The organism is Alkaliphilus sp. B6464, from assembly GCF_018141165.1.
Taxonomy (GTDB): domain Bacteria; phylum Bacillota; class Clostridia; order Peptostreptococcales; family Natronincolaceae; genus Alkaliphilus_B.
Genome location: NZ_CP058557.1, coordinates 902,345 through 922,257 on the forward strand (window position 1 = coordinate 902,345; position 19,913 = coordinate 922,257).

19 protein-coding genes, 1 riboswitch and 1 other annotated feature are annotated in these 19,913 nt (G+C 31.9%); of the genes, 4 read left to right on the forward strand and 15 right to left on the reverse strand.

All coding sequences use genetic code 11. From position 1 onward, the window contains the following. Positions 1–135: 135 nt before the first annotated feature. Positions 136–903 (reverse strand): TatD family hydrolase, encoded by a 768-nt coding sequence (locus HYG84_RS04360; protein WP_212380911.1) that lies wholly within the window; start codon positions 901–903, stop codon positions 136–138. 12 nt (positions 904–915) lie between these two features. Then, positions 916–2,871, reverse strand: a complete 1,956-nt coding sequence (gene metG / locus HYG84_RS04365) for a methionine--tRNA ligase (RefSeq protein ID WP_249168710.1) — start codon at positions 2,869–2,871, stop codon at positions 916–918. A 47-nt stretch (positions 2,872–2,918) separates the two neighbouring features. Further along, positions 2,919–3,168, reverse strand: a binding site (T-box leader). 181 nt (positions 3,169–3,349) lie between these two features. On the opposite strand from metG, the gene HYG84_RS04370 reads away from it, so the two are divergent. After that, positions 3,350–4,705, forward strand: coding sequence for a hypothetical protein (locus HYG84_RS04370; protein WP_212380913.1), 1,356 nt, complete (start codon positions 3,350–3,352; stop codon positions 4,703–4,705). Positions 4,706–4,794: 89 nt separating this feature from the next. Here the strand turns inward: HYG84_RS04370 and HYG84_RS04375 are convergent, their stop codons facing one another. Then, the gene (locus HYG84_RS04375; protein WP_212380914.1) at positions 4,795–5,328 is read right to left on the reverse strand and encodes a spore maturation protein; all 534 of its coding nucleotides are present in this window, start codon (positions 5,326–5,328) and stop codon (positions 4,795–4,797) included. Next, on the reverse strand, positions 5,325–5,897 hold the full coding sequence (locus tag HYG84_RS04380) for a nucleoside recognition domain-containing protein (protein ID WP_212380915.1): 573 nt from the start codon (positions 5,895–5,897) through the stop codon (positions 5,325–5,327). Before HYG84_RS04380 ends, HYG84_RS04375 begins: the two co-directional genes overlap by 4 nt. Positions 5,898–6,223: 326 nt before the next feature. Here HYG84_RS04380 and HYG84_RS04385 point away from each other — a divergent pair, with 326 nt between their 5' ends. Further along, positions 6,224–7,657: a nicotinate phosphoribosyltransferase gene (locus tag HYG84_RS04385; RefSeq protein WP_212380916.1), complete on the forward strand. Its 1,434-nt coding sequence runs from the start codon at positions 6,224–6,226 to the stop codon at positions 7,655–7,657. A gap of 312 nt (positions 7,658–7,969) precedes the next feature. Beyond that, a complete protein-coding gene (locus tag HYG84_RS04390) occupies positions 7,970–8,209 on the forward strand; it encodes an AbrB/MazE/SpoVT family DNA-binding domain-containing protein (RefSeq protein WP_212380917.1) in 240 nt (79 codons plus the stop codon). Between the two features lie 144 nt (positions 8,210–8,353). Here HYG84_RS04390 and rsmI read toward each other — a convergent pair whose 3' ends face one another. The 8 genes from rsmI to uppS form a co-directional block, all read right to left on the reverse strand. After that, positions 8,354–9,208 (reverse strand): 16S rRNA (cytidine(1402)-2'-O)-methyltransferase, encoded by an 855-nt coding sequence (gene rsmI, locus HYG84_RS04395; protein ID WP_212380918.1) that lies wholly within the window; start codon positions 9,206–9,208, stop codon positions 8,354–8,356. Next, positions 9,192–9,959, reverse strand: a complete 768-nt coding sequence (locus HYG84_RS04400) for a tRNA1(Val) (adenine(37)-N6)-methyltransferase (RefSeq protein ID WP_212380919.1) — start codon at positions 9,957–9,959, stop codon at positions 9,192–9,194. The genes rsmI and HYG84_RS04400 overlap by 17 nt, the downstream gene beginning before the upstream one ends. Before the next feature lie 167 nt (positions 9,960–10,126). Beyond that, positions 10,127–10,915, reverse strand: coding sequence for a hypothetical protein (locus HYG84_RS04405; RefSeq protein ID WP_212380920.1), 789 nt, complete (start codon positions 10,913–10,915; stop codon positions 10,127–10,129). Positions 10,916–11,032: 117 nt separating this feature from the next. Next, positions 11,033–12,238, reverse strand: a complete 1,206-nt coding sequence (locus HYG84_RS04410) for an anti-sigma factor domain-containing protein (RefSeq protein WP_212380921.1) — start codon at positions 12,236–12,238, stop codon at positions 11,033–11,035. Then, entirely contained in the window at positions 12,235–12,972 is a 738-nt protein-coding gene (gene sigI, locus HYG84_RS04415; protein ID WP_212380922.1) for an RNA polymerase sigma factor SigI, read from the reverse strand. Before sigI ends, HYG84_RS04410 begins: the two co-directional genes overlap by 4 nt. Positions 12,973–13,187: 215 nt before the next feature. After that, positions 13,188–14,465 (reverse strand): hypothetical protein, encoded by a 1,278-nt coding sequence (locus HYG84_RS04420; RefSeq protein WP_212380923.1) that lies wholly within the window; start codon positions 14,463–14,465, stop codon positions 13,188–13,190. Between the two features lie 134 nt (positions 14,466–14,599). After that, entirely contained in the window at positions 14,600–15,982 is a 1,383-nt protein-coding gene (locus HYG84_RS04425; RefSeq protein ID WP_212380924.1) for a Na+/H+ antiporter NhaC family protein, read from the reverse strand. A 129-nt stretch (positions 15,983–16,111) separates the two neighbouring features. Further along, positions 16,112–16,753: a polyprenyl diphosphate synthase gene (gene uppS, locus HYG84_RS04430; protein ID WP_212380925.1), complete on the reverse strand. Its 642-nt coding sequence runs from the start codon at positions 16,751–16,753 to the stop codon at positions 16,112–16,114. A 237-nt stretch (positions 16,754–16,990) separates the two neighbouring features. Here uppS and HYG84_RS04435 point away from each other — a divergent pair, with 237 nt between their 5' ends. Continuing rightward, positions 16,991–18,202 carry an alanyl-tRNA editing protein gene (locus HYG84_RS04435; protein ID WP_212380926.1) on the forward strand — a complete coding sequence of 404 codons (1,212 nt, stop codon included), beginning with the start codon at positions 16,991–16,993 and terminating at the stop codon, positions 18,200–18,202. Positions 18,203–18,213: 11 nt separating this feature from the next. On the opposite strand, the gene HYG84_RS20805 is transcribed toward HYG84_RS04435, so the two are convergent. The 3 genes from HYG84_RS20805 to HYG84_RS04450 form a co-directional block, all read right to left on the reverse strand. Continuing rightward, positions 18,214–18,360: a hypothetical protein gene (locus HYG84_RS20805; protein WP_212382062.1), complete on the reverse strand. Its 147-nt coding sequence runs from the start codon at positions 18,358–18,360 to the stop codon at positions 18,214–18,216. A 135-nt stretch (positions 18,361–18,495) separates the two neighbouring features. Further along, positions 18,496–18,615, reverse strand: a riboswitch (SAM riboswitch). Positions 18,616–18,685: 70 nt separating this feature from the next. Further along, a complete protein-coding gene (locus HYG84_RS04445; RefSeq protein ID WP_212380927.1) occupies positions 18,686–19,249 on the reverse strand; it encodes a chromate transporter in 564 nt (187 codons plus the stop codon). Further along, positions 19,246–19,800 carry a chromate transporter gene (locus HYG84_RS04450; RefSeq protein ID WP_212380928.1) on the reverse strand — a complete coding sequence of 185 codons (555 nt, stop codon included), beginning with the start codon at positions 19,798–19,800 and terminating at the stop codon, positions 19,246–19,248. Before HYG84_RS04450 ends, HYG84_RS04445 begins: the two co-directional genes overlap by 4 nt. Between the last annotated feature and the right edge of the window lie 113 nt (positions 19,801–19,913).

Genomic DNA, 19,913 nt, shown 5'->3' on the forward strand with positions numbered 1-19,913 from the left:
AAAGCCTTTTCAGAATTATATCACAAAATTTAGAAAAATTGGTAAATAGTATTTTTAAAATTAAAGAGTCGCGACTATCGACCTACAATTATAGCTTTTGTAGGGGATAGTCTGCGACTCTTTATAATACTATTATTAATCAATACGGAACAATTTTTTAGCATTTAATGTAGTTTGGTGCGCTACTTCCTCAAAAGATATTCCCTTCGCCTCTGCTATTTTTTCTGCAACAAGCTTTACGTAGGCCGGTTCGTTTCTTTTCCCACGATGTGGTGTAGGTGTTAAATACGGACTATCAGTTTCTACTAGAAGCCATTCTAGTGGAATTTCTCTAGCTACATCATATGTTTTTCTAGCATTATTAAATGTAACTGGTCCTGCTAACGAAATATAGACACCCATTTTTATATATTCTCTTGCCATTTCTACACTACTAGCATAGCAATGCATTACACAGCCAAGACTACCTACATCATATTCCTTTAAAATGTTAAAGGTTTCTTCGTGAGCATCTCTATCATGGATAATTATAGGAAGATTAACTTCCTTAGCAAGTTCTATTTGTCTTCTAAACCACTTTCTTTGCTCATCTCTTGGGGAATGATCATAATAGAAATCTAAACCGATTTCTCCTATAGCAACCACCTTTTCTTTATTACTTAGAGCTTTAAGTACCTCTATAGTATCTTCATCCATATCCTTTACGTCATGAGGATGTACCCCTACAGCTGCGTATATCATACTATGTTTTTGAGCTAAATTAACTGCCCTTATTGAAGTATTTAAGTCTGCTCCAGGGTTAAGTATATATTGTATTCCACTTTCCTTAGCCCTAGTTATAATGCTATCTCTGTCCTTATCGAAACGTTCATCGTCCAAATGGGCATGACTATCAAAAACCATGTTTTTTCCTCCTTAGCTAATAGCAGTACCACTGGCAATGTCCTTATCCACTGTACCCAATACTAGCTTTTCATCGTTAGATGCAGCAAGTATCATGCCGTGGGATTCTATACCACGGAGCTTTACAGGTTTTAAGTTAGCCACTAGCATAACTGTTTTTCCAACCAACTCCTCTGATTTATAATGGGCAGCTATACCTGATACTACCTGTCTTCTTTCATTGCCTACCTGTAACTGCAATACTAAAAGTCTATCTGCCTTAGGGTGTTTTTCTGCTTCTAGTACCTTCGCTACTCTAAGCTCTACCTTATCGAAGTCATCGATAGTTATTTGTTCTTTTGGCTCGATAATAACTTCTTCTTCTTGAACTCCACTTATTTTTTCAAGGTAAGTAGCATTAATATTTTTTAATTCCTCTATTTCCTTATCTATATCTAGTCTTGGGAATAAAGCATCCCCTTTTCTTACATTTATGCCAGTTGGAGTTTTGCCAAAGTTAAATGTATCCTCCCACTGAGTTCCTTGTCCTTCATCAATTCCTAGCTGTGTCCAAATTTTAATAGTAGTAGACTCCATGAATGGCTTTATTAATACAGAAATAATTCTAATAGAGTCTGCTAGATTATAAAGTACTGTATTTAATCTTTCTTTATTAGCGTCATCCTTTGCAAGTACCCAAGGTGAGGTTTCATCTATATATTTATTTGTTCTACGAACTACCTTCCAGATTTCCTCTAACCCATCATGAAACTGTAGCTTATTAATTGCTTCTTCTACTTTGCTAGCAGCACCTGTTGCAATAGATTTTAAATCTTGGTCGAATTCACCTGCTTCTTTAGCCTCTGGAATAATTCCACCATTATATTTTTCAATCATAGATATAGTTCTGCTTACAAGATTTCCTAGATCATTTGCAAGGTCAGAGTTTAAACGACTAATAAAGTTTCTATTAGTGTAATTACCATCTTGCCCAAAAGTAAACTCTCTTAAAAGGAAGTATTTAATAGCATCTAATCCATAACGCTCTATTAGTGGCTCTGGATAGACTATATTTCCTTTTGATTTTGACATTTTATCAGCACCAAATAATATCCAGCCATGTCCATATACCATTTTAGGTAGTGGAACTTCTAGGGCCATAAGTATTGCTGGCCAAATGATTGTATGGAATCTAATTATTTCTTTACCTACTAAATGAACATCAGCGGGCCAATATTTGTTAAACATTTCTTCATTTTCTGACCCATATCCAAGTGCAGTAATATAGTTACATACTGCATCAAACCATACATATATTATATGTTTTTGGTCGAATGGTACTGGTATACCCCAATCAAAACTAGTACGAGATACACAAAGGTCTTCTAGCCCTGGCTTTAAAAAGTTATTTACCATTTCATTTTTTCTAGACTCTGGATAGCAAATTTCTGGATGTTCTTCAAAGTATTTAATTAATCTATCTTGATACTTTGATAGTTTAAAAAAGTATGCTTCTTCCTTTGCTAGATGTGCTGGACGATTACAGTCTGGACATACATGACCTTCGTTTAATTGTGTTTCTGTCCAAAAAGACTCGCAAGGTGTACAGTACCAGCCTTCATATTCGCTTTTGTAAATATCTCCTTTATCGTATAATTTTTGGAAAATATTTTGTACTCTTTGCTTGTGTTCTTCGTCAGTAGTACGTATAAAGGTATCGTAGGAAATATCCATTCTGCTCCATAAATCTTTAATCTCGTCTACTATTTTGTCTAAGTACTCCTTTGGAGTTACTCCTGCCTTTTGAGCAGCTTCTTGTATTTTTTCTCCGTGCTCATCTGTACCTGTTAAAAATTTTACATCGTAGCCTGTAAATCTTTTAAATCTAGCTAACACGTCAGCTGCTACTGTTGTATAGGTATGTCCTATATGAAGTCTTCCACTAGGATAATATATTGGTGTCGTTAAATAAAATTTTCCTTTGCTCATTTTCATTCCTCCTGTTTTTTTATAAAACAAATCCCCGTCCCTAAAAATATAGGGACGAGGATATACTCGCGCTACCACCCTAGTTTATTATTATCTTACGACAATAAACTTAGTAAGTGATGATTATCACCTTGCAAGGCTAACGGGTGCAAATCCGGCATAGTCTAAAAACTACAAAAGCTTCTCAACCATGAAGTTCAGGGGCCATCTTCAGTCGCTTTATTAGTACCGGCTTTCACCTTACCCGGCTCTCTGCTACTAACTCTGTAAACCTACTCTTCCCGTCATTACTTTTACATATAGTATTATACAATAATATATTAAATTATACCCACAATGTCAACTAACTTAACCTTTATAATCGACAAAAATATTTTTTGTGTCTAAATACCTATTGACATAAAACGCTTTCTCCTGTGAAATATTACTATGGCGAATTATTATTTGAAAAAGACAATATGGTAAGGGTGAAAAACAGATGAATTCCTCATATTTAGATCGTTATACAATTGTTCAAACATTTAAAGAAAATGATTTCCAAAAAGTTTTTATTGGTACGGATAGTACGGATAATCAGGCTGTAGTAATTAATACTATATACACAGAGGAAAATGATTCTATTTGGGATTTAGTGGGGCAAAACTATAAGGATACATTTAACCATGTTCTTCACTTTGAAAAAATGGAAGATCAGATAGTTTTAGTTACAAAAGTAGAAGAAGGATTATCATTAAATACATATTTAAATGACTTTTCTCCAACCTTCACCGAAAGGGTTAACCTAATTTATCAATATTTAGATGGTATTAGGAAGTATGATCCTGTTCCTAATAATGTAAAATCAATATTAGTGGATGAATCACAAATCATTATAAATAAAGGAAAAATGTCATTTGATGAACTAATTATTTTTAATGAAAGTTCTTTTAAAAGCAAAAACTTTGAAGCAGTTATAAATAATATTGTGTTAGTATTAAAAAAATTAACAAGTCTACAGGACATCAATTATGAAGAATTACCCTTATACATAAAAACTATGGGATTTTTAGATAAGCTCCAAAAAAACAATGCGATTTATAATAGCATTGATGAAATATTTAATGATTTAGAAACTCTTAATATTGTTAGCTTGCCTATATCGAATACTCAAGAAAATATAATAACATATAATTCTACTAATCTAGTTGGAAGAAAAGTAGGTTCTATAAACGAAGATGATATTAAAAAAAATGATATACATAAAAAACGCCTCTTTACTATTGCTATAAGTACCGTTGGATTAATTGCAATAGCATCAGCAGGGGTTTTTGCTTTAAAATCTATGTTTCCAATAGACAAGGCCACAACTTCAAATGTAGTCATCTCTCCTAAGGATACAACAGATATAAACGCAAACAATCCAGAGGAAAATAAAGAAACAGAAGATAATAATGAAGAAGTTATAGGACCTAATAAAAATATTGATTATTTAAGTGAATATATAGAAAAGGATTTCGCAGCTTCAAAATATGGTGATTACTCATTTAAATTCTCTGGTGAAAACCATACCTCGCATAAAATAACTATTAACCAAGGTCCTATCAAAGCGAATTCTCAGCTCTTAATGTGGGTAAAATTAGATGCATCTGATGAAATTAAAATAGCCATCGAAGGCTATTCTAATAGTAAATTATCATTTCAACAATCTATATCCCACAAACCTTTATACGTAAATAGTTGGGAGCTGATACAGCTTACTTTGAATAAAGATATTGAAGACTCTATTAATATTATTTTCAATAATATAGACAGCACAGTATGGGTAGATAAAATTTCAATCGATATGTTTAAATAAAAAAGTACTCCGATCCTATCGCAGTGCCTATAGGGCGCAGGCACTGCACAAAACACTTCCAACCTCCAATTTTCTAATTAGGTTAGTATTTATAGAAAAAAATAGGTACAAATAACAACAGCCGCTATCATAGAGGCTAAATGAGAAATTAATGCGGCTCCTATCGTATGTCTACCCCTTTTAATTCCTACAGAACCAAAGTATATTCCCATAGTATAAAAGATAGTTTCCGCAGATCCCATCATAGTGGATCCTAGTCTACCGACAAAGCTATCTGGGCCATAGGTATTTAGAACATCTTGCAAAACTGCCAAGGCTCCACTACCTGATATGGGTCTCATTATTGCTAATGGCAATATTTCTGGGGGTATTCCAATAAATGACATTATAGGGCTTGAAAAATCTATTAAATAATCAATAGCCCCTGATTTTCTCATAAAACCTATAGCAATAAATATGGCAACTAAATAAGGCATAATTGCTATTGAACTTTTAAACCCATCTGCTGCCCCTTCTACAAAGGTTTCGTACATACTTACTCCTTTAATCCACCCATGTAGCAATATAATGCTCATCATTATAGGAATAGCGATTACCGATGTATAACTAAGTACTTTTATCATCTCTTTCCCTCCATTATTTTACATGCAGCAACCCCAACAACAGTTGATACGATTGTAGCTAAAATTGATGTAATAATTATTTCAGATGGATTAACAGATCCCGCATCTGCTCTTAATTTCATTATGGTAAGGGGGATTAGCTGTATAGAAGACATGTTAATTACAAGAAACATAGCCATTGCATTAGTAACAGTTTTTTTATCTGGATTTAATCTTTGAAGTTCTTCCATAGCCTTAAGGCCTAGGGCTGTTGCAGAATTACCGGCTCCAAACATATTTGCAACCATATTCATCATCATTGCCCCAATAGCAGGATGGTTAGGTGGTATATCTGGAAATAAAAACCTTGTTATTGGTGTCATAGATTTGGCAAAGCTATTAATAAGGCCAGACTTTTTGGCAATATTCATAAGGCCAAGCCAAAATGACATAATTCCTGTAAGGCCAATTGCAAAGACTACGGCTTCTCCAGTATCATGAATAATTACATCATTAATTATTTCAGGTTTTCCTGTAAGAATAGCAACTGCAATTCCTATAAATATCATAACTATCCAAATAATATTCATATAAAAATCTCCTTCTCACATATATAAAAAAGTTTTCTTCATTCTAATATATGAAAGGAGGCTTTTCCTATATGTGAAAATTCCTCTAATGCTTTCTCACCAACCCATGGCCCACTTGAAATTTTTCCGATGGATATGAGATAAAAAACAAACTAATACTAAATAATAATATGTATAAACTATGGAATATTCTAAAATTCGAGTGTTTATATATGTTTTCGTCAATTTTCTTCGGTTTATGACATAGATCAGCTTGTTGCCTGTTATTATTCAACTTTGATATAATAGATTTTAATTAAAAATATTAACCAAAGGAAGGTAGAAAAATGAGAAACTTGACCTTGCTGACAGATCTTTATCAGCTAACTATGATGAATGGTTATTTTAAAAATGGAGTTGATAAAAACACTGTCGTCTTTGATCTGTTCTTTAGAAAAAATCCTTGCCAAAATAGTTATACTATAATAGCAGGAATAGAGCAGGTAATCGATTATATCGAGAATATTAATTTTGATGAAGAGGACTTAACATATTTAAAGAGTTTAAACTTATTTGATGATGAGTTTATAGACTATTTAAGAAACTTTAAATTTACTGGAACTATTTATAGTGTTGAAGAAGGTTCTGTTATGTTTCCACACGAACCTATTTTAAGAGTAAAAGCTCCAGTCATTCAAGCTCAACTAATTGAGACAGCTCTATTAAATATAATAAACTTCCAATCTCTAATTGCTACTAAGGCTTCTCGTATTTGTACGGCGGCAAAGGGAGATTCTGTTTTTGAGTTTGGTTTAAGACGTGCCCAAGGACCTGATGCAGGCATATATGGTGCTAGGGCAGCTGTTATAGGTGGCTGTGTGGGAACTTCCAATGTTCTTGCAGGGAAGAAGTTTGATATACCAGTTATGGGAACCCATGCACACAGTTGGATTCAAACATTCGAAACAGAGCTTGAGGCATTTCGTGCCTATGCTAAAGTATATCCAAATAATACACTTCTTTTGGTTGATACTTATAATGTATTAAACAGTGGTGTTCCAAATGCTATTACTGTATTTAAGGAATTAAAAGAACAGGGATACAAGCCCCAAGGTATTCGTATTGATTCTGGAGATATAGCTTATTTATCAAAGGAAGCTCGCAAAATGCTAGATGCAGCTGGATTTGAAGATACAACTATAGTGGCTTCCAGTGATTTGGACGAGGAAGTTATTAATAATTTAAAGTTGCAGGATGCTGCTGTTAATGCTTGGGGTGTAGGTACTAACCTTATAACATCTAAAGGCTGTCCAGCTTTAGGTGGAGTATACAAGTTATGTGCAGCTGAAGAAAATGGTGAGCTTGTTCCTAAAATAAAGATTTCTGAAAATCCTGAAAAAATTACAAATCCTGGATATAAAAAGGTTGTACGTATTTATGATATAGAAAATGGCAAAGCTCAGGCAGACTTAATAATGCTTGATGACGAAGAGATTAACATTAATGAACCTTTGACTATATTCCATCCATTATATACTTGGAAAAAGAAAACCTTTAGAAATTATCGTATTAGAGAGATGCTAGTTCCTCTATACGAGGATGGAACCTTAGTTTACGAAAGAAAGAGCATGAAGGAAATATGTGAATATACTAAGACTGAACTAGACGCACTTTGGCCAGAATATAGACGTCTAAACCGTCCACAGCTTTATAAGGTAGATCTCTCTAAAAATCTTTGGGATTTAAAGAATGAAATGATGGGCCAATTTCGTGAAGAATGAACTATTCTGAGGTATCTAAGATCTATATCTTAACTTAAAGATATAGATCTTTTATTGTGAATACAACAAGGTTCCCGGGACCCATCAGCAATCTTTGGTTGCATTGATGAGTGGGGTTCGTATTATGGGCACCTATATAGCACTATGGAAATTTTAAAAAACATATGTATTTTATGTTGACTAATAATGGAATATTTGGTACTATTTAAAGAGGGATTGTCGAATTTTGTAATATTAGCATATGGCACTATAATTATTTAATGAGACATTACATATTCTAATCATCTTATTAATAAAGAAGGGGGATTTCAATTGAAATCAACAGGTATTGTAAGAAAAGTGGACGAGCTTGGTCGTGTAGTTTTACCTATCGAGCTTAGACGTACATTAAACATTGCAGAAAAAGACGCTTTAGAAATTTATGTAGATGGACAAAATATTATTTTAAAAAAATATGAGCCTGCATGTATATTCTGTGGTAATGCAAAGGATGTTATAATCCACAAGAATAAAAACATTTGCTCCGAATGTCTAACTGACCTTAAAAAATAGTCTTCATTATGTAATATACTCTTTATGTAGATTACATTTAAAAGAGCCCCTTGGGCTCTTTATTTTTCTTACACACTTGAAATTTTTGACAGAATTAAAAAATTAAATTCGACAGGAATCATGGAGATGGTATTAGACGACTTTCTATAAATCAATAGCTTCTTTGTATACATCTCTCTTTGAAATATTTCTAAGCTTCGCAACTTCTCTTATTGCCGATTTCTTATCTGCTCCATTTTCCATTAATAAAATAATATGTTCCTTTATGGTCATTTGTTCTAGCTTATTTTGCTCCTCTAAAGCTTCTTCCTCCAAACTAGCTCCTTCACAAAGCAGCACCATTTCTCCCTTAGGTGGATTTATATTTAAATAATCTATAAGCTCCGTTATATTGCCACGAATAAATTCCTCGTACCTTTTAGTAAGCTCCCTCCCTATTACCGCTTTACGATTACCAAATATGTTAAGTATATCTTCTAGAGTAGATGTGATTCTATGTGGAGCTTCATAAAAAATCAATGTACGATCTTCTCTTTTAATCCTTTGTAGTCTTTCTTTTCGCTTCTTTTTATCCCTATCTAAAAATCCTTCAAAGGTAAATTTAGTTGTATCTAGTCCAGAAGCTACTAAGGCTAAAATAGAAGCTGTGGCCCCCGGTAAAACCTCAAAAGCTATTCCCTCTTCTATACATAGTTTTATCATATCTGCGCCTGGGTCTGATATTCCTGGCATTCCTGCATCGGATACTAGGGCAATATTTTCTCCTTCTAATAGCTTATTAACTAATACTTCTCCCTTTGTCCTTTTATTATGTTCATGATAGCTAATTAAAGGCTTTTGAATTTCAAAATGATTTAAAAGTTTTAGAGTATGTCTAGTATCTTCTGCTGCAATTAAATCTACACTTTTTAATATATTTAATGCTCTTATTGTTATATCTCCTAAATTACCTATTGGCGTAGGACAAATATAGAGGATTCCTTTATTCAAAAAACTCATCCCCTTCCTCTATCTGTGTTTTTCCATATGTATGAAAAATTTGAGCAGTGTATTTGCCTTCTTCATTATATACATATAAAGGATCTAATATTTTTAACTCTGGTTTAGCTGCCTTAATACATTCTAATAGGAGTAAATTCGGTTTTTTATTATATGTAGAATGAATAAATTGTAATCTCTTTGGTTCTAACTTATATTGTCTACAGTAAACCATTATATCAACTAAACGTATAGGTCTATGAACCATAAAAAATCTTCCGTTATGCTTTAAAAGTCTAGAAGCTGTCCTAATAACATCCTCTAATGTACATTTTACTTCATGACGTGATATAGCTTTTTTATCGTCTATGTTAATAAGTCCATCTGGATGCATATATGGTGGGTTTGATGTTATTACATCGTATCCATTAACCTCTAAATTTTTTTCTGCATCCTTTAAGTCCATATTTAATATTTTAATTCTATCCTCTAGTTCATTTAACTTGACACTTCGCTGAGCCATATTTGCTACTTCCTCTTGAATTTCCAATGCGGTAATGTGGCTAGTTTCACTTTTACCTGCTAGTAGGATAGGAATTATTCCAGTGCCTGTACCAAGATCAACCACCTTAGCATTTTTCTTTAATCCTACAAAATTAGCTAATAAAACAGCATCTATTCCAAAGCAAAATCCTTTTGGATTTTGAATAACCTTCAAATTATTTATTTGTAAATCATCTACTCTTTCATATTCATATACTAGATTTTCCATTTTGACTCCCCTTGTCTTTTAGTGATCCTATATCTAATAACTCTAAAACTCTATCCCATCTATTATATCACTTTTATTTATTGTCTATTATATAATTCTTTCTTTTACTAGTTTAATGCTCTAAACACAAAACAGGTAAAGCGCTTATGCTCTACCTGTTTTAAATACTATTTCATTTTAATATCTATAACCTTGTTATCCTGTATATAAATAACAGCTTCTTTACCTACTTTAACTTCAGCCATGTTCACATCTTCTTCAACATAAAACACCTTAATATCATTATCTATTTGAATTACAATTAAAGGTTTTCTACCATCATCCTTGGCAATAATTTTTCCTTCTAGCTTTCTTGTTTCCTCATCTTTACTTCCTTCAATTAATTTTACCTTATCTCCTTCTATAGTAAGCTTTAACTCCATCCCTTGAATTAGGTCGTCAATCTTTCCTTTTTCTCCATTAATGCGGACAATAACATCAGACCTTAGTTGATAATTAAGGAGTTTGTTATCTTTATAAATATATACTTGATTTTGATCTTTGCTAATTAGTAAGAGCTTTCCTTCTACAGTATATGTAGTTTCTTTTTCTCTTGTAGCCTTAAGTTCTGTAATAGTATTATCTTTGTCTAGTTTAATAAAAACTTCATCGTTTTTCCTAATATCTTCAAACTTTGCAGATTTGTTATTTAACTCTATCTTAGCTTTATTAGACACAAATAGGCTAAGAATCGCCGTTCCATCTTCAATAACTATTCTTCTTTCTTTCGTATCTATATCTTTTATAGTTGTTTGATATTCCTTCGTATCTTTTTCTTGCTGAATAAATCGTTTCTGTATTCCAGGGGGTAACCCTCCCTTTTTGGCTAAGCCTGGCGGTGTATATGCACTTACCGAAGAAAATCCTAACCCAAACACTAAGCACATAGTAATTAAACTGGTTAAACGTTTTTTCATTTTATCATACCTCCTGTTAGTTTATGTTATATCATTACGACCATTTAAAATTTTTAGGTGCCTCAATATGGAGAATTAAGAAATATTTTATTTTATTTCCAAAAAAAGAAACCCTTATTAAGGTTTCTTTGGCTTATTATTCTTATCTTTATTATCTTTATCTTTATTATCTTTATATTTATTATCTTTATTTCCATTAGCAGGGTTATTATTTTTTATCCACTTACCATCTTTTTTTTCTTTGTTGCATTCTTTATTATCGTCATCTTTTCTATCATCATCTTCGTCTTCATCCTCATCTTCGCTATTTTCTTTATTATCATTAGGATAATCCTTTTCTTTATTGTTCCTTGGATGTTCTTTAAATACTGGATGCTCTTTCTGATTTTGTTCATTAACATTGTTATTCTTCTGAGCATTTGGGGTATTCTCTACCTTTTCTTTCTTCTCCTTTGCTTTGTTATTCTTATCTTCTTTTTTCTCTTTTTGATCTTTATTATTTTCTTTACTCTCTTTCACGGAGTTTTCTTTTTTATCTATTTTAGGCTCATCAACTTTGGAAGCTTTAATTTTAGAAACTTCTTCTATAAGTTCCTTTACCGTTTTATTTTTTAGCTCCTTTATTTTATTCCCGTTCAAATCTTTATTTTGAATATTTTTATAAACCTCCATCTTTCCTACTGAAATATGTTCTTCTTTCGATCTTTTTAGTGTTTCTTTATTGGATTCCATTGTAACAACTTCAATATGCTGTCCACGCTCAGTAGATGTGTTTTCTATCTTTTCCTTTCCCTCTATCAACAATTGTGTTAGGTCTTTAGTATCCCCTTTATAGGCGTTTAATCCTACTGCTGTTACTAGTATGTAATTAGGCTCAGCTTCTTTAAGATATCCTTTATACTCTGCCATTTCCACCAGCTCTTGTAATGCATCCACCAATGGTTGCCTTTCTAGATTACTAAGAGGAAGTCCTAGAGCATCTTCATTAAGTGCTGACACCTTTATTACTTGGTGGTTTCTATTAATTTTTATTTCAATACTTGGATTTATATCGACAGATAGTAAAGCGACTGCTCTGTAGTTTGTATTCCAAAAACCTACACTGTATATAGAAGTAATGACTAACAAAAATATTGCGGCTGCAACCGTTGAAATGTTTTTGACAGTTAGGTTTCGTCTTCTAATAATATCTTCAGTTTCAAAATATACTTCCATACCTTCTTCTAAGCCTTCACTTTTCTTAATTCTTTCGAAGGTACAATCTTCTGTAATTACAACTATACCATCATGGCAAACTTCTATTATGCTACCACGGTGAATCATTCAATTTTCCCCCTCTCATTATGGGAAATATACTCCTTTAATGTATCTAAATCACTGTTCAGAATTACTATAATTGCTATAATAAATTTTCTACTTCTTTGTACAACTTTTTTGGATACCTTTAGATCTCGCATTAGATCACCAGTTGGAAGATTTTTTGTCTTTAAAAATTTTTCTCTTAAATGGACATTTTCAAATACATATCTTCCAATACTAATAGCTGTAATTCTAGTATCTCGATGCTTTGGAGCGTGATTAATTAAGTCTTCTAAGGAAACATCAAAGTCTTTCATATTTTCAACTAGAGTGGCCATATCTAATCTAGTTTCGATTCCTGCCTCAAATCCTTCTATAGCCATAATATTTTCGGTATAATTATCATCCTCATCATCGGATTTTAACTGATTAATATAAACTTCCTTGGATCTTCTCGACTCACTACGAAGTTGGTCTATCAATCTACTTTTTATTACCATAGAAGCAAAGGTTAAAAAGTTACCTCTTTTTTCATCGTACTTTTCAATAGCTTCGTTAAAAGCTATTAATCCGATACTAAATGCATCATTATTTTCTACTTCTATATATTTTCCTAGTTGATTACTAAGTATTTTTTTAATAAAAGGAATATACTCCTCAATTAGATTATTCCTATCATCTTCGTTCCCATTCTGTATATCCTTGACTCTTTCCTCTAATGTCTTTTTTTTCTTAAAAATATTGAGAAGTTTGGTCACCCGGGCACCTCCTCTTTATACATTACGATGGTTTACAAATTTTTCAGTCTCTATATTTAATTACTTATATTTCAATATTAAAAAACTCCACTCAAAATTAGAGTAGGAATTTATTGTTGTTTCCTATATACATCTAATATCTGATACCCTTAACTATATCATAATCAGATGTTATATTGCCACTTTTCAAAGTGCATTGGTAATTTAAACCTACACTATAAATTTTTACCTAGTATAATGCAAATATTTGAAAAGTCATCTGGCGAAAAATCTTTTTGAAATTTATTTTTTAGTTTCTTGTAATATGAAAACCTAACCATTGAATATTTTTCTATTTTTTTCACATATTCTTTACTAAACATATTTTTATTTTTAGATATTGCTTCTAATATCATAATTTTACAGCTGTCTCTAATAACTTCCTTTACCTTTATAGATTCCTCTGATGAAAAAGTATCTGTATCATTTAACACTTCTTCTATAAACCAAAAAAGTTTATTAGTTAATTTATCTAAAGGTAATTTTTTAGCCAAGCTAGAAAATATAGTCATGTGATTATTGACTAAATCATCTTTCACATCCTGCAAATCATCAATTAATTGTAAAAACACACCATATGCAAACATAAATCCTGATTCTTCCTCAGAAAGCTGACCCTTTACAAGATAACCATCTGCTAATACAGACGTGCCTCCTTTTTCAAAGCTAATACCTATAATATCCTTTTCAAAGGGCAAGGTATATCCTTTTTGTTGAATTAAACTCTGCTCTTGAGCTCTATGGATATATAATAAACTTTTAAAGACTTCACTATTTTGATCTCTTGAGTATTGTTCCTCTATATTTTTAACTAACCTATAAATAGACTCTTCATGGCTATTTATAGGCATAACTTCTTTACCCAAAAGCCATTCTTTAAACCTCTGGTTAAAATTGATTTTATCTTCTAAAGAAACCATTGTATTGTCTAGATAGTTATCTGTATAAGGATATAACATACTGTAAGCAAAAATAGATGGAGTTAACTCCACTTCTATATCAAATAATATTTGAATGCTATTCATAATCCACACATTTCTAATAGCTTGAAAAATATCATAAATTTCTATATTAGAATCAAAATTTCTGGCTTCATCTAGAAATGCTTCTGTAACTAAAGAATATCCTTTATCAGCAAAGAAATCTATAGAACTATTTTCATGTCCAAGAATACTGAATTCTATATTTTTTATCAAGGATAATATGTTATTATACCATTCCTTTCCATCATCTTTATCCTTTGGTAAGTTTTCAAGCTCTATGAAAAGCTTTTTTCTAAACTTATCTATTTGGCTCTCATTTTTCAACTTATTAAAATAGGTAGTTTCATTTTCAAACCGAGGAAAATCATTCTTTGTTTCCCACCATAATAATAGATACTTATTTTTTAAATATTCTACAAGGTCTCCAGTATTATAACAATTTTGAATACCCTCATTAATCTTCTCAGTCAAAGCTTTGTCCCCCATCTCCCCATAATAATATAATTATATATTACCATATGCTGGATACCACCACAAAGGTATACTATAAAATTAAATCTAATAAAAAAACAAACCAAATCTACTTAGGATATGGTTTGTTTAATTTAAGCTACACTTTCACTTGTAGTTTTTAACCTACTAAAACTGATAAACTCTCCTATTATCATTACGATAGGGTTTAAAAAGCATAGAACAGCAAAGGGTGCATACTGGATAGCAGAAACTCCAATTATAGAATATATAATAACGGCATTTACATTCCAAGGCATAAGTGGGGCTACTATGGTACCTGTATCTGCCACAGTTCTAGCTAATATAGATTTATCTATATTTCTTTTTTCAAATTTTTCTAGTGCGACCTTCACGGGAATAATAATACCAACGGTTTGATCGCATGTAGCGGCAGTAAGTAAACAGCTTAATAAGCTAGTCTTTGCAATAAGAGAAAATCTGCTATCCTTTTCTTTAAATAAACCATCAATTAAAGGTTTTAATAAATTGCCGTTTTCGAAAAGGCTACTAAGAGCAACACTCCCCATTATTATTAGTACTACTTCAAGCATTTGCACTATTCCACCGCCAGATACTAGACTATCTAATTCTACCATTCCAGTTTCGGATTTGTACCCCCAAAGTATAGATTTTACTAGAGTTAATACATTAACCTTCTGTACTAAAACTGTTACAACAGATGTGCAGATTACACCAATTGTCATGTTATATGATGCCTTAATACCTAAAAAAGCTAATACAATAACTAGCAAAGGAAACAGCAAAAGATATGGAGAAACCATCATAGAGCTATTTATTAGCTTTTGGTATTCATATACTTTACTCATATCCCCTCCACCTTTATAAACATTTCCGAGAATATAATATATTATTGATGATAAAGCTATAGTAGGTATTAAAGTCTTTGAAGCAGACTTTACGTAATTGATATAATCTGTGCCTGTTACTTCCAATGTTAAATTATTAAGAGAAGATATGGGTGCAATCTTATCTGCAATAAATGCTCCAGAAATTACGGCTCCTAAAAGTACAGGGGTGGGAATCATAAGCCCCTTACCTATAGCTAACATAGCTATTCCAATAGTACTTATAGTTCCAACGGCTGTACCCATTACATAGGACATCATTAAAGTAAATATAAAAGCTACAACTACAAAATTATAATCTTTAACATAATTAAATCCATAGTAGATAATACTTGGTACCACACCAGAGGACAACCAAGTAGATATAGTAGCTCCCATAAGTATTATTATTATGAATACAGACCTACATCCCTTAATTCCTTCAAACATTATATTTATAAGGGCTCCGATTCCATAACCATTTCTCAAAAGTATTATTGATGTAAAAATAACTGCTCCTATAAAAGCGAACACAAGCGAAATATTTAAAATAATACTTATAGTAATTAGCGTAAATGATACAATAGCAACAATTATAGTATCAAATATAGAAACTTTATGCTCTCCCACGAAGTCCACCCCTTTTTTACTAAGCTTAATAAATACATCTTGAAAATTAATTATACTATTTTTCATTGTAAAATATAAGGGGTTATAAATAATTAATTTCATTTTATGAAATATTCTGTTAACTTTGTTTTATCCTCCAAGGGTAATGTCTTGGTCATTGTACCAGTTTAATGCCTCATAAAAATGGTTAGGCTTAAAGTCTGGCCAATAATCGTCCACTACATAAAAGTCTGCATATATGGACTGTACTGGAAGAAATCCACTTAGCCTTCTTCGTCCTCCCCAGCGTATAATAAGATCTACCCTTGAAACGTCATAGGTTTCTATTTGATTATTTATATTATTACTTCTGCATTTGGACCTTTTCAAGTAGTTTAGATCCCACTTCCAGCTATAATTTACTAGAAAGTTAACCTTTATTCCACCACTACCAAAGGTCTGTCTAGTTGTATAGGGCAGTAGTTCCTTTGGAAACATTGGAGAATTAGTATTTCCTACTACAAGAAGAGATGCATTTTCATTCGAAAGCACTTTTACTGCATTAATACACGCATCTGTAAAAGCTTTTATTTGATCCGTTGGTCTTTTTGTATTATCTACTGTAAAACCGTAATATGTAATTTCTTTAACTCCTGCCATTTCGCACATTTTGAAAAGTAAAAGACCTGGATCAATTCCAGACTTATATCCATCTGCTCTAGACAGACCATTATTCTCCGCCCATCTTCTATTCCCATCAGGAATTATTCCTATATGTTCAGGTATTCTCACTTTAACCACCTCTTAAATATTTAATATACAAGTATTGTGACCTATAATTCTTAACTATAGTAAGTTTTATTGCTTTAAAATACTTTATCTACATTATTAACATCCTTTTGAAATTTAATCATATATTGCGGATATGTTTCATTTGATGCACGTCACCTATTGAATAACTTTTAGTGAATTGGCGTTTTTCTTATGGTAAAATATAAATAGTATATATGGAAAAAGGAGCTGTTAATATTGGAAAAGCTTTATTATAAAAATCCTTATGAAAAAGACTTCATTGCTGACATAATAAATATAATAGAGGAAGATAATAAGTTTCATATCTTACTTGATAAAACCTACTTTTATCCTGAAGGTGGGGGACAGCCAAGTGATACTGGTTATATAGAATCTACTCCTGTAGTTTATGTTTACGATAAAGAAGGAAGTATATATCATGTAGTAGAAAGAAAACCTTCTAAAATTAAAAAAGTTAAATGCAAAATAGATTGGGAAAGAAGATACGATCATATGCAGCAGCACCTAGGACAGCATATTCTATCTGCCTCTTTAATCGAGCTTTTCAATGCTAACACTGTTGGTTTCCATCTTGGAAAAGAGTATTCTACTATAGATATAGATAAGGTAATTAGTGATGATAACTTCAGGAAGGCAGAAAACATGGCTAATGAGATAATACTTAACAATATCCCTGTCGAAGTTTTATATCCGACTAATAAAGAACTAAAAAAACTCTCCCTTAGAAAACTACCTCCTAAGACAGAAAATCAAATTAGATTAGTCAAAATTGGGGATGTCGACATTAATGCATGCTGTGGAACACACCCATACTCTACTATTGAAGTTCAGCTAGTTAAATTTACTAGATGGGAAAAATATAAAAATGGTATGAGAATAGAGTTTCTGTGTGGAAAAAGAGCTGTAGAGGATTACACTGCAAAGCATGAAAGAGTAAAAGAAATAGGTAGGCTATTATCCGTAAGTGAAAATGATATATTAGAAGATATAGGACGTATATCCAAGGAACTTAGGGGGACTAATGCTGAAATAAAATCCTTAAAGGATGAAGTAGCTGGATATGTAGTAGAGAAAATGCTTTTAAATACAGAATCTATAAAGGATGTAAAGATAATTAAAGAAGTATATAATGATGTGGACTTAAAATATGTTAACACTTTAGCTTCTAAGTTAGCAGCTTCCCCTAATGTAGTAGCTTTATTTGGGGTTGTTTCAGAAGATAAGGCTCACCTTATATTTATGCGTTCTAAGGATTTAAGAATGGTGAATATGGGCACCCTTCTAAAGGATGCCATAACCCTAATAGATGGTAAAGGTGGCGGCAGTGATTTTTCAGCCCAAGGTGGTGGAAGAAATAACAATAATTTAGAGTCCTGCCTAGAGTATGCCTATAATAATGTTAAGGATTTAGTAGTGTCCGGTAATTAAATATTAAAATTTTAATTTGCTAAATCTATAAGCTCCTTCATATGTTTTGCAACTACTGCCTTATTTGTAGTTATTACATATTTACCTGTAGTTAAAGCATGTTTTATATATGCATAGGCTTCTGCAGTGCCTCCTATTGCCTCTATAACTATATCTATATTAGGATCATCCCTCCATTTTTATCTCCCCTTAAAAATATTTTTGTTAAATAACATAAAAAACCCCTTTCTCTAAATTTGAATAATCTAGATGAAAGGGGGCTTTACATGCAGTGGTAACTATTCCACAGCTCCCTCTCATCTTTCTCTAGAATTTAATTAACCTAGAGTAGGAATTGGCACCTTTTCAGATAAATGGGTCTGAAGGTTGCCGAGGTTTCATAGGGCCTTTCCCTCCACCTCTCTTGATAAGTATTATATTAAATTAATGCTATTTAAATAAATATTAATTACTATGTCAATAGTTTTTATATAATAATTATAACTAGTATTTAAATATAATGCCTACAAAAGCAGCACCTACTAAGTATAGTATTGGATGTTTTTTATATTTGTTTATTAAATATAGCATAATTGAAAATAACGCAATTGCCTTTAAATCTAATATTGATAAAATTTTATTTGTAATCTTATATTTTTCAATATCAAACAAGGCAATTTTTGCCACTTGAAAGGCTACCGCTGCAATTAGCCCTGTTACTGCTGGCCTAATTCCATAAAAACTAGATTTTACGATAGGCTTTTCACTAAATCTCGCAAAATAATGAGCAATTATTAATATTACTATGACAGATGGAGTTATAATTCCTATGGTTGCTACTACACCACCTAATGTTCCAGCTGTTGTATTACCTACAAATGTGGCTGTATTTACCCCTATGGGACCTGGTGTAGACTCTGAAATTGCTATCATATCTAACAATTGCTCGTGGGTAATCCATCCATATTTATCTATTAACTGTTGAAGAAAAGGTAGGGTGGCAAGACCTCCACCTACAGCGAATAATCCTATTTTAAAAAACTCTAAAAATAGCTTTAAATAAATCATCCTATATTATCCTCCTTAACTTCGACATTTTTACCTTTTAAAATACCTACTAATGCTGCCATAACTATTACAACTATTGGAGAAATGTCTATAAAGGCAATGATTAAAAATGCACTTATAAATATTGCTATACCTATTCTGTCTTTTACTGTTTGTTTCAACATTTTAATTACTGTATTTGCAATCAATGCAACAACACCTACTCTAATGCCTCCAAAAGCATACTGTACAACTTTATAGTCTTGAAAGTGTTTAAAAAACGTTGCTATTATAGTAATAATCATTAGAGATGGAAGTACCACTCCTAGAGTGGCAGCAATTCCACCTATAACACCTTTTTTCTTATAGCCTATAAAGGTTGCTGTATTTACAGCAATAACTCCAGGGGTACATTGACCAATGGCATAATAATCTATAATTTCATCATCGGTAGCCCATTTTCTTTTTTCCACTACTTCATTTTGTATAATCGGAAGCATAGCATAGCCACCTCCAAAGGTAAATGCTCCTATACGGAAAAACATAGTGAATAGTTCCCATAGATCCTTCATTTACTTACCCCCTTAAATTTTGTATATAATACATATCATTATACTACATATATTAATATTATTAAAAGTATAGACACAATTGTACAAGCAAATTAGAGTGGATGTATATTATA

Coding starts and splice junctions, on each gene's coding strand:
- HYG84_RS04360 (WP_212380911.1), bottom strand. CDS start 903: ATGGTTTTTGATAGTCATGCCCATTTGGACGATGAACGTTTCGATAAG.
- metG (WP_249168710.1), bottom strand. CDS start 2,871: ATGAGCAAAGGAAAATTTTATTTAACGACACCAATATATTATCCTAGT.
- HYG84_RS04370 (WP_212380913.1), top strand. CDS start 3,350: ATGAATTCCTCATATTTAGATCGTTATACAATTGTTCAAACATTTAAA.
- HYG84_RS04375 (WP_212380914.1), bottom strand. CDS start 5,328: ATGATAAAAGTACTTAGTTATACATCGGTAATCGCTATTCCTATAATG.
- HYG84_RS04380 (WP_212380915.1), bottom strand. CDS start 5,897: ATGAATATTATTTGGATAGTTATGATATTTATAGGAATTGCAGTTGCT.
- HYG84_RS04385 (WP_212380916.1), top strand. CDS start 6,224: ATGAGAAACTTGACCTTGCTGACAGATCTTTATCAGCTAACTATGATG.
- rsmI (WP_212380918.1), bottom strand. CDS start 9,208: ATGAGTTTTTTGAATAAAGGAATCCTCTATATTTGTCCTACGCCAATA.
- HYG84_RS04400 (WP_212380919.1), bottom strand. CDS start 9,959: ATGGAAAATCTAGTATATGAATATGAAAGAGTAGATGATTTACAAATA.
- HYG84_RS04405 (WP_212380920.1), bottom strand. CDS start 10,915: ATGAAAAAACGTTTAACCAGTTTAATTACTATGTGCTTAGTGTTTGGG.
- HYG84_RS04410 (WP_212380921.1), bottom strand. CDS start 12,238: ATGATTCACCGTGGTAGCATAATAGAAGTTTGCCATGATGGTATAGTT.
- HYG84_RS04445 (WP_212380927.1), bottom strand. CDS start 19,249: ATGATTTATTTAAAGCTATTTTTAGAGTTTTTTAAAATAGGATTATTC.
- HYG84_RS04450 (WP_212380928.1), bottom strand. CDS start 19,800: ATGAAGGATCTATGGGAACTATTCACTATGTTTTTCCGTATAGGAGCA.